This window comes from Nonomuraea sp. NPDC049400, assembly GCF_044466425.1.
In the GTDB taxonomy this organism is placed as follows: domain Bacteria; phylum Actinomycetota; class Actinomycetes; order Streptosporangiales; family Streptosporangiaceae; genus Nonomuraea.
The window spans coordinates 1-14,298 of the sequence record NZ_JBITMP010000078.1 but is presented as its reverse complement, the minus strand read 5'-3'; the positions used below and the strand labels follow the sequence as shown (position 1 = coordinate 14,298).

Sequence of the window (14,298 nt, the reverse complement as noted above, 5' to 3'; positions counted from 1 at the left end):
GCCGGGTGAACGAGGACGCAGAGCCTCAGTCGGGCTACACGAGCCCGCCGCCCGGCGCGCCCGTGAAAGAGCTCCGTTTCCGACTGCCGGACCTGCCGCAGGTCCGGCAGTTCGCTGAGGACGAGGCCCGCGGCGCCGGAATGGCCGAGGAGGCCGTCGGCGACTTCGTCATCGCGGTCAACGAGGTGGCGACCAACGCCGTCACCCACGGGTCGGACCGCGCCTTCCTGCGTACCTGGCTGGTGAACGGCGACCTGGTCGTAGCGGTGCACGACGAGGGAGTGTGGAAGCCGGGGCCCCTGCCGGGTGCCGTCGGCGGGATGGGGCTGTGGGTGGCCCGCCTGCTGTCGTCCGACCTGACCCTGCGCGCCGGGGGTGACGGCAGCACCGTCATCATGCGCTTCCCCGGCAAGGAGTGACGCCCGCGCGGGAGACCGCCTTGCCGGCGGCCTCCCGATGGTGGAGTTTCTGGGGCTTTTTTGGGGGTTTATCGGCGGGCTCGTCCGCGCCAGTTGCCGTATCCGCTGCGGATGCCGGCCGTACCGACGCCTGCCTGGTGCAGGGCCAGCAGCGTCAGGCCCAGCAACGCGAACGTCATGCCGGAGAACCCGCCGGGGATCCGCACGCCGACCAGGTCGAGCAGGAACCCCAGCCCGAAGATGATCGCTGCGACTACCGCGAGCATGTCATGTCACCTCCTCTCGGAAAGGGTGAGCAGGCTCTCCAGGACGCTCCTGTAGTCGCGCAGCGCCAGGCGCAGCTGCTCGGTGTCGGCGGACTCGCCGTCCTCCGCGTCCTTCGCGTTCTTCCAGCGGTCGCGCAAGCCGTCCGTGCGGCTGGTGAGGCTGCTGGTGAGGGCCTCCACGACCTCGCCGACCAGCCCGTCGGCACGCCGTACGGCCTCGCCGGGATCGTCGACGAACGACGCCTGCAGATCGCGCCAGCGGGCCTGCACCTGGTCCGGGTCCTGATCGAAGAGGACGACGTCCTCGGGGGCGGCGTGCGCGGGGACCTCATCGGATGCCACCGGCCCGGACTCCGGCCCTGGCTCGGGCGGGATGTCGCCGCCGCCGGTTCCGGCGTACGGATCGCGGTAGGGGGCGTCGCGCTCGCCCTGCGGAGCCGTCACGGCCCCAGGCACGGCGGCCGCGTACTCGTCGTCACTGCGCGGGCTACGCGCCACCAGCTCGTCGCCGTCGCCTGGACGGTGAACTACCGGCTCGCCATCGGCCACGGCTTGGGGAGAGCCGTCGCCGCGACGAGGCTCGTCATCATCGTTCGAGTATTCGTGGCTCGAGTGCTCATCCGCCGTCTGGGGGATACGAGCATGCTCCTCGTCGCCACGTCTGGGGGTGGGGATGCCCATGATCTCTGTCACCGTCCTCGTGAGGTCTCATGCAGCAGCTCCTCGAACAGCGCGCGGTAGTGCACCATGGCCTGCCGCAGATCCTCCGTCGAGGCCTCCTTCCTGGCCGCCCGCCCGCTGATCTCGTGAGCCGTCCTGTAGTGGTCGAGCGTGGCCGCGTGCCCCACCGACAGGGTGGACAGCCGCTCCTCGAAGTCCTGCGTCGGGTAACCCCGTTCCGCCATGACCGCCGTGACCAGCTGATCGGCCTCGCTCACCGCGAACCCGGGGGCGTCCACGAAGCGCTCCTGCACCTCGGTCCACCGGTTCGCGTACGTGTCGCGCGACTCCTCCGTCAGGGGGTGGACGTCGAGCTCGGCATGGCGCCGCTCCCTGTCGACCAGCTCCTCCTCGGCCTCGCGGCGGTTATCGTGTTCCGCGACTGCGCGTTCGTACTCCGGGCCGAAACGTTCGCGGAGATGGTTGCGCCGCTGCTGTTGCCGCAGCACGAGATATGCGACTGCGGCGAGCGCCACCACCGCGACCACGACGACGGCCACCCAGATGAAGGTGGTCATGATCTTCGCCTCCGGTCTCTGTGTCGAGACCAGCGACTGCCCTCGAACGGGCATGTCGAAACTCGCTTCTCAGCGAGCTTCGAGCGCCTCCTTCGCCGCGGCCAGCACCGCTGCGACGTGTGAGCCGCCTGGTGGCGCCGGGACCTCACTGAACCCTTCAACCGCGTCGTACCGCACGTCCAGCCCCGCGTCCACGAGCCGCTGAGCCCACCGCAGAGCCGTGTTCAACCGCTCGGCCGCGGGCGGCTTCCCCTGAGCGGCCGCCGACAGGTTACGAAGATTCGTGGCCGGCCCGGACTGGGCGTGCACACGGGCCAGCTTCCACGGCACGGCGCGGCTGTGGTCGAGCATCGGCTTGGCCAGCCCGGCAGCCCGCTTGGCCTGCAGCACCCCGGACTCACTGACCCCGAAGTGCGCGGCCAGCTCCTGCACGCTCATCCCTTCGGTAACCAGCCTGGCCAGCTCCCGCCGATCGATGGTCGGCCTCCGCCCCACCCAGGCACCTCCGCTCCAGCTCTCCGTGTACGCGTGTATCTTCAACGTGCGGTAAGGGTATGACGTCCCCTCCCCTGCAGAGGCATACCCCGGTGCGTGCACTCGCGCAACTCCTGCCCCACGCGGTCCCATAGACGGCATCCCCATGTCCAAGAGCGTGATGCAGTTCGGCCCGTAAACCTCACCGTCGGCGGCTCTGTCACGGTCATCGCCGGCTTCATGAGCGTTTTCTCCTTGCCGGCCTTGCCTGCCGCCTGAAGAGGATCAAGGAGGAGGTGGCAAGCGACGAGGCACCGACCAAACCGGGTCCTTGGGCCAACCGGGGCTAATCGAGCAGGCTGCTGGCGGAGCCGACACAGTAGCGTCGGTACTTCCGCAAGGAAATACGTAGCTTGCCCTCCACCTTGTCGATGGGGATGAGGTAGATCGACAAGTTGCCGTCCAAGATGAAGAACTCATCTACATCTGCCGCGCTGTACGGCACCAGAGCGCCCTTCACAGTTCCGGCCAGACGGTGAGCGATGGTCACCTCACCGCTGGGCACCATGCACGTCTTCACCTGGATCCTATGTATGCGACCTCTCATGTCGACGAGGAGATCGTACGGCTGAGCCTCCAAGGGCATGGAGGGAACCGACCCGCGAAGTGTGAACCAGGCGGCAGCAATGGTGGTGGCCGCCTTGCGCAAGTGTTTGAGGTCGCCTTGATTCGGCTCAGGATCAACATGGTCAATGTCGCCCGCGTCCAAGTGAGCGGTGGCGAGCCCCAAGGCCGCCGCCCGTCGCCGGATGGTCGCTCTGCTTTGACTGGTATTGCTCACTCCGAGCACGTGAGTCACAGCCCTCCATGTCTCGCCTTCGAGGGCTTGGCGGAGTTGTGTCACGCTCCAGCGACGTGATCCCGTGAAATGATCGACATCAAGGCCGAGGGCCTCAGCGCGTTGTTGCAGGACTTTGAGCTGTCGCCCGCCCTCACTGGCGATCCCCAGCGCGCGTGACACGCCTCGCCATGAGGTTGCGCCGGTTACTGCGGTGATGAGGTCCTCGTCACCCCAGGTCTTACGGAAGTGGTCCACTGCAAGGCCCAGTTCGCATGCTCGGTCTTTCAACCGGGAAATGGCCTTCTCGGAGCGGCGACTGTAACCCAACTGGCCTAGGACATCGGCCCACGAACGGGCAGCCGCGACAACCTGGCCGAACTCTTCGTCAGACACTACGAATTTCGCCCGCCATAGCCTTGGCTTCTGTCCTACCGTGTCCGCAGACGCTGGCGTCGCGTCGTTCCGGGACGGGGATTGCCCGATTGTGGTGGGTGCGACAGCGAGAGGGCGCGTCTTGCGGGGGCGCCCTGGCTGTGACTGGAAGTGTGACGTGTCAATCCTGAGCTCTTCGGCCCGGGCTTGCATGATCTTGCGCGAGGCCGTGGCCGTCGGATGATATCCGAGCGATCTGGCTACGCCAGCCCAACTGATCGACTTATGTATGGCGGTGCGTAGGTCGTCGTCAGTCCACCGTATGGCGTCGTACCGGGTGTACTTGGATGTGAGAGCTGGCACTGCCACAGAATAGTAAAACCCGATCATCGAATATCGATGATCGGGCGATATGGTCGGGACGACAGGATTTGAACCTGCGACCCCCTGACCCCCAGTCAGGTGCGCTACCAAGCTGCGCTACGTCCCGTCAAGCCCTCGGCGGGAACTTTTTGGTTTTGGTTCCGCTCGGCCTTGCGTGGAAAACACTATCACGAGCGAAGGACCCCTCCGTGCCAACTCTCGTGAAGGCTGGAGGGGCCGCCATGGCGCCTGCAGCCGCTGGTGTGCTGAGTCGGAAATTCATCTGGCGTTCTGGCATGGGGCGTCCGGGACCGAAGGTCGAGCCGCTGGATTGACCGCCGGCGAGCAGGCCAAGCTTGGGCGGTGGGTGCGGCGTAAGTGCGCGTGTGATCGTCAGGTTGAGTGGCGGGACGCGGATCGTGCGAGTCGTCGTCCCATGAGGATGATCATCACCCACAAGACCATGGCATCGGTGGCGCAGTCGACGTCATCGTCTGGCCAACGCCCACCGCCCGCATGCTCGACGGCCGCGCCATGGGTCGCCCTTCCTCGCCGTCCGGCGCGCCCGCGTCCCGCTCCCGCCGCGCGACGTTGATTCCGACTCCGGCCGGGTCCACCTGTCCTCCTGCCGTGCCGCCGAGCTCTTCGAGAAAGCCATCAATGAGCTGCCCGGTGGGCTGCGGACGCCGCACCAGCTGCGCCACTCCGCGCTCATCCACGCTGCCCAAGACAGCGGCAATGCCTCCACTCTGATCGCCTACTCCGGCCACACCTCGGTCGCCTCGCTGGCCCACTACGCCCGGCTCGAGGCCCTGGCCCACTGGCAACAAGCCCGCGACCCCGGCCGCGCGCCGCCGGTGAAAGCTCGGTGGGTCGGCCACTACAGGCGCCTCAACCACTCCGCAGTACACGACTCAAGGCTGCGAGGTTTCATCCGGTACGTCGCACTCCGTTCCTGCCTCATGGCGAAATTCGCTCTTGTGAGCTGATCTTGCGATCGTTAGGCTTTGCCCGTTTGGTCAGAGCTCAAGAGCCGCACGAGTCAGGATGGCCTGCCGGGTGGGGTGGAGCGACGTTTGGCATCCCCGGGATGCCCCTCGTTGTGGTTCGGAGCGTGACGGCGTATGCGCCGGAGTTTGGCGTGGGCTCGTTGTGGGCGGAAGTCCGCCGTGGTGGCAGCCATCCTCATGAGCCTGTTGCCAGGCTTGCTCATGTTGCAGTCGTTACCGGCAACTGCTGATACGGCCGCCCTTGCTGCTTCTGCTGTTTTCCAAGGCCCTGTGGAAACGCCGAAGCAGGCTTTTGGGTCCACCAAGGCTTTGCCCACGCTCACCTCAAGCGAGGCCACGCGGACGCATGCCGCTGCGGGCACGCCGAAGCAGGACGTTGAGGTGCCGAAGACCGCGTTACCGCGGGAAGAGCGTGATGGTGTTACGCGGGTGGTGCGGGCGGCCAGTAAGCCTGTGAGCAGTGCATCAGCGTTCATGGCACAGTTGGCGGCTGAGCCGCCGTGTGGTTCATATGAGCGGTGGTCGTTTGGCGATTACGTCCCCGCTGGGACGTATGTCTCGTACAGCGGGCAGGTCTGGAAAGCCGTCCAGAACATTTCTGCCAGCAACAACACAACCCCACCGAATACAAACCGTACCGACTGGCTGTTGGTGGGGCCTTGCCCGAAGCCGCCGGCGCCGACGATCACCTCGATGTCTCCGGACAACGGCCTGCAACTGATGACGACCACGCCGACGTTGAGCGCTACGGCCACCACGTGGGCGGGCGGCACGATCAGCTTCGACTTTGAGGTGTGTGATACCCCGTCGATGTACGGCTGCCGCACCTACGAGGACTGCTGCTGGACGTCCTCTGGCAGCAGGACAGTGCCAGATGGCGTGCTGTCCTGGGGGCGCCAGTATTGGTGGCGCCTCAAGGTCATGGACGCCTCCACCATCGGCGGCCAAAGTCAGTACTCGGAGACACGCACCTTCGTCGTCGGTGTGCGCCAGCCCGCGATCACGTCACAATTGTCGACGTCCGGTGGGAGCGGCCAGGAGTTTCATCAGCTGGTCGGCAATTACACCACCAGGTTCACCGACGCCCAGGTCAGCACGGTCGGGCCGCCGTTGTCGGTGGTGCGCTCGTACAACAGCATGGATCCGCGACGCACGGGCATCTTCGGCGCCGGTTGGTCGACCCGGTGGGACATGCGGATCGTCCCGGAGCAGATACGGGGCCGGGAGTCGCTGCTGGTGACCTATCCGGACGGGCGCCAGGTGCGTTTCGCGAAGAAGGGCGATGGCAGCTATCAGCCTCCCCCCGGCCTGAACGCGACCCTTGCTGAGGCGTCGAAGTCGCCAACCTGTCCGGCGGGGACGACCTGCACGGGCTGGGCGTTGATGGACAAGACGTCGACGTCGTATGTGTTCGACGAGAGCGGACGCCTGACGAAGATCGTCGATGGGCGGGGGCGTGCGCAGACGCTCATACACGGGCAGGACGGCAAGCTCTCCCAAGTCACCGCGCCGGGGGGCCGGTCGCTGACGTTTTCCTGGACCGGTGCCCACGTGACGTCGGTGTCCACGGCGCCTGTCGACGGTAAATCGCTGACCTGGACCTACTCGTACAACGGTGACGTCTTGGAGAAGGTGTGCAATCCCAAGCAAGGCTGCACACAGTATGACCACGCCTCCGGATCGCTGTATCGGACCACGGTGCTGGACTCCGATCCCATGGGGTATTGGCGGCTGGGCGAGAGCAGCGGGACCGAAGCGAAAGACCTCGGTTGGAACAACGACAGCATCTACAACGGTGGCACGTTCGGTAAGCCCGGTGCGCTGGCCGGAACGTCTGACACCGCCGTCGAACTCGACGCCGATGACTCCGTCTCCCTGCCAAGTGATTTGCTCGCGCGTGTGGGCAAGTGGGCGTCGTTTGAGACCTGGTTCAAGACGACCGGCACGGGACCGCTCCTGCAACTGCAATACAAGTGGTACGCGACCAAGCACTCGATGCTGCAGATAGCGGCCGACGGCAAACTGTCGGCGGCCTACCTGCCCACCACTACCCCCATCACCTCCGCCGTCGCGGTCAACGACGGCGCTTGGCACCATGTCCTGCTGACCGTCGCAGGCGACACGCAAACGCTGTACTTGGACGGTCAGGCGGCAGGGACGCTCACCGCGACAATCAACAATCCCGAGGACTGGCCGTACGCGTGGGTCGGTGGGCTGGCTACAAGCGTCGACGAGGTCGCCGTCTACGATCGTCCGCTGTCGGCTGCGGAAACCGCCACCCACTTCGCCGCCCGCGCCGCCGCGCCGAACAAGCTGACCAAGGTGACGCTGCCCTCCGGTCGCGTGTGGGCCGCCAACGCCTATGACGCGGCCAGCGACCGCCTCACGACTCACACCGACCAGCACGGCGGCGCCTGGAAGATCGGCAAGCCCGTTTACGACCGCACCACTGGTATGAGCACGGTCACGGTCACCGACCCGCAGGACGGCAGCCCCCTTCAGTATGTGTACGACGCCTGGCGCGGCTACCGGATCACCTCCTTCACCGATCAACTGGGGAAGAAGACGACCTACAGCTACGACACCGGCGGCTTCTTGCAATCCATCACAGACCCGAACCTCAACACCGTCACCACCTACAACGACGCCCGCGGCAACATGATCGAGCGCAGAACCCGCCGCACGACCAACAGCGAGATCGTCCGCAGCGAGTACTACCTGAACGCTGCCAATCCGTTCGACCCACGCAACGACCGCCTGATCAAAGTCCGCGACGCCCGTTCAGCCAGCGCCACCGACAACACCTACGCCACCGTCTTCGAGTACAACTCCTACGGCGAGCAGACCAAGCAGATCACTCCGGCCACGCTCGACTTTCCCAACGGCCGCTCCAGCACTATCGCCTACACCGACGGCAGCGAGCCGGCGGTCGGCGGTGGGACCACACCGGCCGGACTGGTGAAGACGCGTACCGACGCCAAGAGCAATGTCACGACGTTCGGCTACAGCGCTGCGGGCGATCTGGCGGAGCAGACCGACCCGTCCGGGCTGGTCACCAAGGTTGAGCACGACGTGTTAGGGCGTGTGACCGCCCAAATGCAGATCTCCGATGCGGAACCCGGCGGGGTGAAGACCACTTTCGCCTACGACGATTTCGGCCGGTTGGCCACGCAGACGGCGCCGGGTGTGAAGAACGAGATCTCCGGTGTCACGCACACGGCGAAGACGAGCTACACCTACGACCCGGACGGCAACACGCTCACCGAGACCGTCACCGACCTGACGGGCGGCGACCCCGAGCGGACGACGACCTACACCTACGACGCCTACGGCCATCAGGAGACCAGCACCGATCCCGAGGGTGGTGTGGTCCGCACCAGCTGGGACAAGCTCGGCCTGCAAACGGCCCTCACCGACGAGCTGGGCTCGGTGTTCGGCTACGCCTACACCAAGCGCGGCGAGTTGGCCAGCCGGACGTTGAAGAACTGGACCGGCAGCCCGGTCAACCCGCAACCAGCCAAGGAAATCGTCCTGGAGTCGTTCTCCTACGACGACGGCGGTCGCCTGGCCGCGCGGGTGGACGCGATGGGCCGCAAGACCTCCTACAGATACTTCAATGACGGCCTGCTGTCGCAGGTGATCGGCGACGATGTCAAGCTGAACGGCTCCACCACTTCCAAGGACGTGGGGCTGGAAGTCAACACCTACGATCCTGCGGGCAACCTCACCCAGCAGGTGATCGGGGTCGATATCACCACGGGCGTAGGCATCACCACTACCGATTACGTCTACGATGCCGCCGGCCGCCTCACCTCCGCCACGCTCGACCCGAACAAGCTCAAGCGCAAGACCGCCTACGAGTACGACGCCAACGATCTGACGACCAAGGAGACGCGCACCGCAGCGGGCACGACCCGCCAAGAGATCGTCACCTACGCCTACAACGCCGCCGGCATCAGGACCCGGCAGACCGTGGAGAACGGCGACCAGGACCTCACCACTACGTGGGCGGTCGACGATCGCGGCCTGATCACCGCCACCACCGACCCGCGCGGCAACGCCGACGGGGCGAACGCCGTCGACTACACCACCACGAACCGCTACGACGCGCGCGGCCGCCTCACCGAGATCAAGACCCCCAGCGTCCAGATCGACAAGGCCGGAACTGCCGAGGAGGGGCGCCCGACAAGCCGGATCGGCTACAACACCGCGGGCTGGCAGACCCACGTCATTGATCCGGAAGGGCGTCTGGCTACCTCTGGCTTCGACAAGGTGGGCCGCCGTACGTCGCTGACCGCCATGCCCTACACGCCGCCCGGCGGCAGCGCGGTCACCCCCAAGATGGGCTACGACTACGACCCAGCGGGGCGTCTGATCAAGAGCACCGACCCGCGCGGGCAGGTCACCACGACCGAGTATGACGCCCTCGGTAACCCGGTCCGGGTGACCGATCCGCCCGCCGCGCAGGGGCAACCGGCCGGGCAGTGGATCTCGGAGTACGCCCTGGCGGGCGAGCAACTGGCGGCGATCGACCCGACCGGTGCCCGGACCGAGGGCACCTACGACGACCTGGGACGACGGATCACCAGCACCGTGATCGAACGGCGTCCCGCCAGCGCGGCCTACACCACCACCTTCGAGTACAACGCCGTCGGCGACGTGACCAAGGTGACTCCGCCCAACAACAAGGCCACCAGCTACACGGTCAACGCGGCTGGAGAGGTCACCGCGGTGACCGATCCGACGAATAACACCATCGCCTACGACTACGACCTGGTCGGGCGGCCCGCCAAGGTCACTAACCCGCTCGGTAACGCCATGGTCGGCGACTACGACCTGGCCGGCCGGCTTACCAGCGTCAAGAGCCTGGACGGTACAGGCGCGACCGTGCGCACCGTCGGGCTGGGCTACGACGCCGCCGGCAACCCCACCCGCTACACCTCCGGCGAGGGGCACGTCACCCGCCGCAGCTACGACGCCACCGACCTGCTCACCGAGCTGGTGGAGCCGGTCTCCGACACCAAGTCGATCAACACCAGCTTCGGCTACGACGCCACCGGCGCCCGCACGCGTATCACCGACGGGCGCGGCAACGCCACCTGGACCAGCTACAACACTCTCGGCCTGATCGAGACCCTGACCGAGCCGGCCACCACCGCCCACCCCAACCTGGCCGACCGCACCTGGACCCACGTCTACGACGTCGCAGGCAACGAGACCGCGCTCATCCAACCCGGCGGCGTTCGCCTCGACCGGCAGTACGACAACCTCAACCGCGTCACCAAGATCAGCGGCTCCGGGGCGGGCATCGTCGCAGGCGACAAGACCTACGGCTACGACCTGGCCGACCGCCCCACCAGCGTGGGCGATCAGACGCTGGAGTACAACGACCGCAGCCTGCTCACCAAGCTCACCTCGCCGTCCGGGACCAGCAGCTTCGCCTACGACGCGCTCGGCAACCCCACCCAGCGCATCGACCTAACGGGCACCACCACCTACACCTGGGACGACGACAACCGGCTCAAGACCGTCACCGACCCGGTCAGCGGCCGCACCAACACCTACGACTACGACAAGGCCGACCGGCTCGCCACCATCACCTCCACCAACCCGGCCAACACCTATGATGCCGTCGACCGGCCGCTCGCTCAGACGCTGAAGAACAGCACTGGTGGGCAATTCGCCAAGATCACCTACGGGTGGGACAAGGACGACAACCTCACCAGCAAGACCACCGAAGGCTTAGCTGGCGCCGGCAGCAACACCTACGGCTACGACCACGCAGGCCGCCTCACCTCCTGGAAGGGCCCGGACGGCACCACCACCGCGTATGAGTGGGACGACGCCGGTAACCGCACCAAGGCCGGCGACAAGACCTACATCTACGACGAACGCAACCGCCTGATCTCAGGCGACGGTAGTACCTACACCTACACCCCGCGCGGCACCCTCGCGTCCCAGACCAAGAACGGCAACACCCGCTACCTGACCTTCGACGCCTTCGACCGGCTCATCAACGACGGCGACGCCACCTACACCTACGACGCCTTCGACCGCATGCTCACCCGCCAAAAGAGCGGCAGCAACCAGCAGCGCTTCGTCTACGCCGGGCTCGACAACGACATCATCGCCATCACCGACCAGGCCGGCGCTGTGCAAGCCAGCTACGGCCGCGGCCCCTTCGGCGACCTGGTCAGTGTCAAGGAAGGCGCCAACCCGGCAGCGGGCGCGCTGACCGACATCCATCAGGACCTGGTCGGCACCTTCACCGGCACCGCCCTGTCCAGCACCACCACCTACAACCCCTTCGGCGAGGTCGCCGCCCAGAACGGCACCAAACCCGCGCTCGGCTACCAGAGCGAATACACCGACCCCGACACGGGCAACGTCAATATGCACGCCCGCTGGTACCAGCCGTCAACCGGAGGCTTTGCCTCCCGCGACACCTGGACTCTGACCCCAGTTCCGTCTATTCAAGCCAACCGCTACACCTATGCGAGCGGTGATCCAGTGACCGGTCTTGATCCGTCAGGTCATCAAGATGTGATCCACTGCGGTTGCGGTGGTGGTGGCGGGCCTGGAGGCGGGCGCGGCGGTGGTGGTGCTCCCGTTCTGCCGATCTCTGGTCGGACTCATATCAATGGCACACCAGTGAAGAAGCTCAACACTGGTGCCCGGCCAAATGGCAGAAACGGCAATACAACAACCACTACTCCAAAATCGAACACTAAAGCTGGTAAAAGACCGAGGACGGGTTCACCAAGTACAGCTTCAGGCCCTAGATACGGTGCGCCGAATCAGAGCCCATATGCGGATGACCGTCGCGTGTCTACGCAGCCTCGCTATCCTGAACCCAGCAAGCAGTCGCACAAGGATCCCAAAAAGCGACGCGGCAATCCTCAGGGACAACCCCACGGCAATCCCACGTGCACACGTAACTGCTACACCAGGCCAAGCACTTCTCCGCCACCACCCGCGCCCAAACCGCCCAAACCACCTAAACCCAAGCCCGTTACAGGCGGCGTTTCGGCATCCGCGTCCTTCAAGATCGAGAGCCGGTGCCCTCTTGCACCCGGAGCGCCCTGCGCGAGGCGAGACCGCATCGAATTGGGCGATACCGCCGTCACGAGCGTTGGTGATCATGGCGTCTCCACGGCCGACCCGAACGCCCCCGACACCGTTCCCAGCGTCATCCACTGCGAAGACGACGAGCGGCTCGCCGGCCTCTGTGTCGACGGCGTGGCAAGGGTCATCCCCGACGGCTCTACCGACGTCCCCGTCGAATACGGCGACCCGCCACCGCCAACGAACTACTCGTGCGATCCGCCCAACAGCTTCGTCTCCGGCACCCGCGTGCTGATGGCCGACGGGAGCACCAAGGCCATCGAAGACATCAAGATCGGCGACCGAGTCATCGCAGTCGACCCGGAGACCGGCCTGACCATGGCCGAACCTGTGACCGCCCTGATCACAGGCGAAGGCACGAAACGCCTCGTCAAGATCACCGTGGACATCGACGGCAACCGCGGAACCACCACCGACACCATCACGGCAACGGACAACCACCCCTTCTGGGCGCCAGCGCTACGCAAGTGGCTCGACGCCGGACAGCTCCAGCCCGGCATGTGGCTGCAAACATCCGCAGGCACGTATGTCCAGACCGTTGCGGTCCAGGCGTGGACGGCGAGCACGCGTGTCCACAACCTGACGGTCGGCGAACTGCACACCTACCATGTGGTAGCAGGCGACCAAGCTATCCTTGTCCACAACGATGGTGGAGATGACGATTACCTTTACAGAGGAATTCCGGAGGGGCATTGGTTCTACAAGAATGCGCTTCGCGGAATAGCGCCACCGCTCGGCGGTCATAGAGATCCTGCGCGTCATAACGGCGGAAATACGAGAAGCATCTTCACATCATGGACAACTGATCTCGATGGAGTAGCCCGAGACGCGGCAGACGAGATGGGGCCGCCTGGAATTGTTATGAGAATTCGCAAGAGCGCCGTATCGCCGAATAGGATTTTCGATTCTCCTGATATCTATGATGAGAGTGAAGTCCTTATAGCAGGAACTCAGACTGGGGCGGAAGTCAGTATCGGCGGAGGACCCTGGCGCCGCCCTAGCTGCTAGTGAGGTTGAGGCATGATAGTTGAGGCTTTCCGCGTTATGGCTATTCAGGCGATAGCGCGGAAAGTCGTGCCCGAAGATCTTGCCGGCCTCCTGGATGAAATCACCTATATAGAGGATAGTCATTCGCTGGTCCAGGTCGAAGAGCTTCGAAGAACGTATGAACGCAGATTGCGACGCCTTACGGCAGGTCATCGAAAATTTCTTGAAGTAGATAGACTCGTCCGTTTCCTGGCTGAGTATGAAGCCGATGAAGTGAGGCTAATTTCAATCCATCTAAGTGATGGCAGACGTTCGCTAGCTCTTATCGACGCGCCCATGACAAAACTGATTTTTTGGTCGGATATGTGGATTCTTGAACCACATGTGGACGCGCAGGGCGACGAGGATTAGGCCTGCCTGTCGGCTACGTTGACGACTGCGAAGGCACTGATCGTTTTCTGGCGGCTACGTTTCGTGGTCATTAAAGCTGCCCGCTACGTGGCCTGCCGCGCGTCGGGCGGTCGCCGGCCGCGCTGCGACTCTCCGGCCGGTCGCGGCCGCGCCGCCCACGCGCGCATTGCTGGACAGGCGCTACGGCAGAGAACCGCCCCGCCAACGGCAGGAGTAACAGGACCACGAGGGCGACGCGTCAGGCCACGCTAGGCGCGACGGCCTTAATGGTCTCGATAACTATCCGTTGGCTTGGGATAACTCCCTGGAGTAATTTCGTCTTGAGAGAGCCAAAGAGGGGAGCCACCCACGACTTGAGCAGTTCGTTCCCCGTGGTCCTGCTGCTGAGGAGTTGGCGGGCGGTCGGGGCACATGATGAGCTGACCGGACTGGCTGAATACCCCGCCGCGCCCAGGCCGCTCTAGGAACCTGATCAGGTGCCTAACCAGATCCGTGGCGTTCGCGCCCTTGAATGGGTCTTCTACTTTGGAACCGAAGGGTGAATCGTGAGGATTGATCAGAGATCTAGCTCTTGAGATCGTCAGCGAGGGCCCAACGGGGAGCCAAATATGGGAGCCAACGCAGTTAGACCTGCGACGACCGCATCCGACGGCTTGAGACGTTCGTGCAGGCAGAGGGCTCCCCGCCCGACTCCCTCAGCCTGGATTCACCGCTGAGGATCTGACAAAAGAATCGTGAAATAGGGCGAGGTGCCCTTTGACCTGGGATGATGGGAGTTCTCTACGCTTCCAG

Annotated in this window: 8 protein-coding genes and 1 tRNA gene; 3 read left to right on the top strand and 6 right to left on the bottom strand. The window is 64.9% G+C overall.

The features are described from left to right. The first annotated feature begins 5 nt into the window (after positions 1-5). Positions 6-419 carry an ATP-binding protein gene (locus ACIBVN_RS55690; protein WP_397150199.1) on the top strand — a complete coding sequence of 138 codons (414 nt, stop codon included), beginning with the start codon at positions 6-8 and terminating at the stop codon, positions 417-419. Between the two features lie 68 nt (positions 420-487). Here the strand turns inward: ACIBVN_RS55690 and ACIBVN_RS55685 are convergent, their stop codons facing one another. The 6 genes from ACIBVN_RS55685 to ACIBVN_RS55660 form a co-directional block, all read right to left on the bottom strand. Further along, on the bottom strand, positions 488-685 hold the full coding sequence (locus ACIBVN_RS55685; protein WP_397150197.1) for a hypothetical protein: 198 nt from the start codon (positions 683-685) through the stop codon (positions 488-490). Positions 686-691: 6 nt separating this feature from the next. Next, positions 692-1,366, bottom strand: a complete 675-nt coding sequence (locus tag ACIBVN_RS55680; protein ID WP_397150196.1) for a hypothetical protein — start codon at positions 1,364-1,366, stop codon at positions 692-694. 8 nt (positions 1,367-1,374) lie between these two features. Continuing rightward, positions 1,375-1,923 carry a hypothetical protein gene (locus tag ACIBVN_RS55675; RefSeq protein WP_397150194.1) on the bottom strand — a complete coding sequence of 183 codons (549 nt, stop codon included), beginning with the start codon at positions 1,921-1,923 and terminating at the stop codon, positions 1,375-1,377. A 69-nt stretch (positions 1,924-1,992) separates the two neighbouring features. After that, positions 1,993-2,418 (bottom strand): hypothetical protein, encoded by a 426-nt coding sequence (locus tag ACIBVN_RS55670; protein ID WP_397150192.1) that lies wholly within the window; start codon positions 2,416-2,418, stop codon positions 1,993-1,995. Between the two features lie 325 nt (positions 2,419-2,743). Continuing rightward, positions 2,744-3,631 carry a group I intron-associated PD-(D/E)XK endonuclease gene (locus tag ACIBVN_RS55665; protein WP_397150190.1) on the bottom strand — a complete coding sequence of 296 codons (888 nt, stop codon included), beginning with the start codon at positions 3,629-3,631 and terminating at the stop codon, positions 2,744-2,746. Positions 3,632-4,023: 392 nt separating this feature from the next. Next, positions 4,024-4,100: transfer RNA gene (locus tag ACIBVN_RS55660), tRNA-Pro, on the bottom strand. Positions 4,101-5,142: 1,042 nt separating this feature from the next. Between ACIBVN_RS55660 and ACIBVN_RS55655 the strand changes: the two genes are divergently transcribed. Next, the gene (locus ACIBVN_RS55655) at positions 5,143-13,116 is read left to right on the top strand and encodes a polymorphic toxin-type HINT domain-containing protein (RefSeq protein ID WP_397150189.1); all 7,974 of its coding nucleotides are present in this window, start codon (positions 5,143-5,145) and stop codon (positions 13,114-13,116) included. A 12-nt stretch (positions 13,117-13,128) separates the two neighbouring features. Next, entirely contained in the window at positions 13,129-13,506 is a 378-nt protein-coding gene (locus ACIBVN_RS55650) for a hypothetical protein (protein ID WP_397150187.1), read from the top strand. Positions 13,507-14,298: the final 792 nt, after the last annotated feature.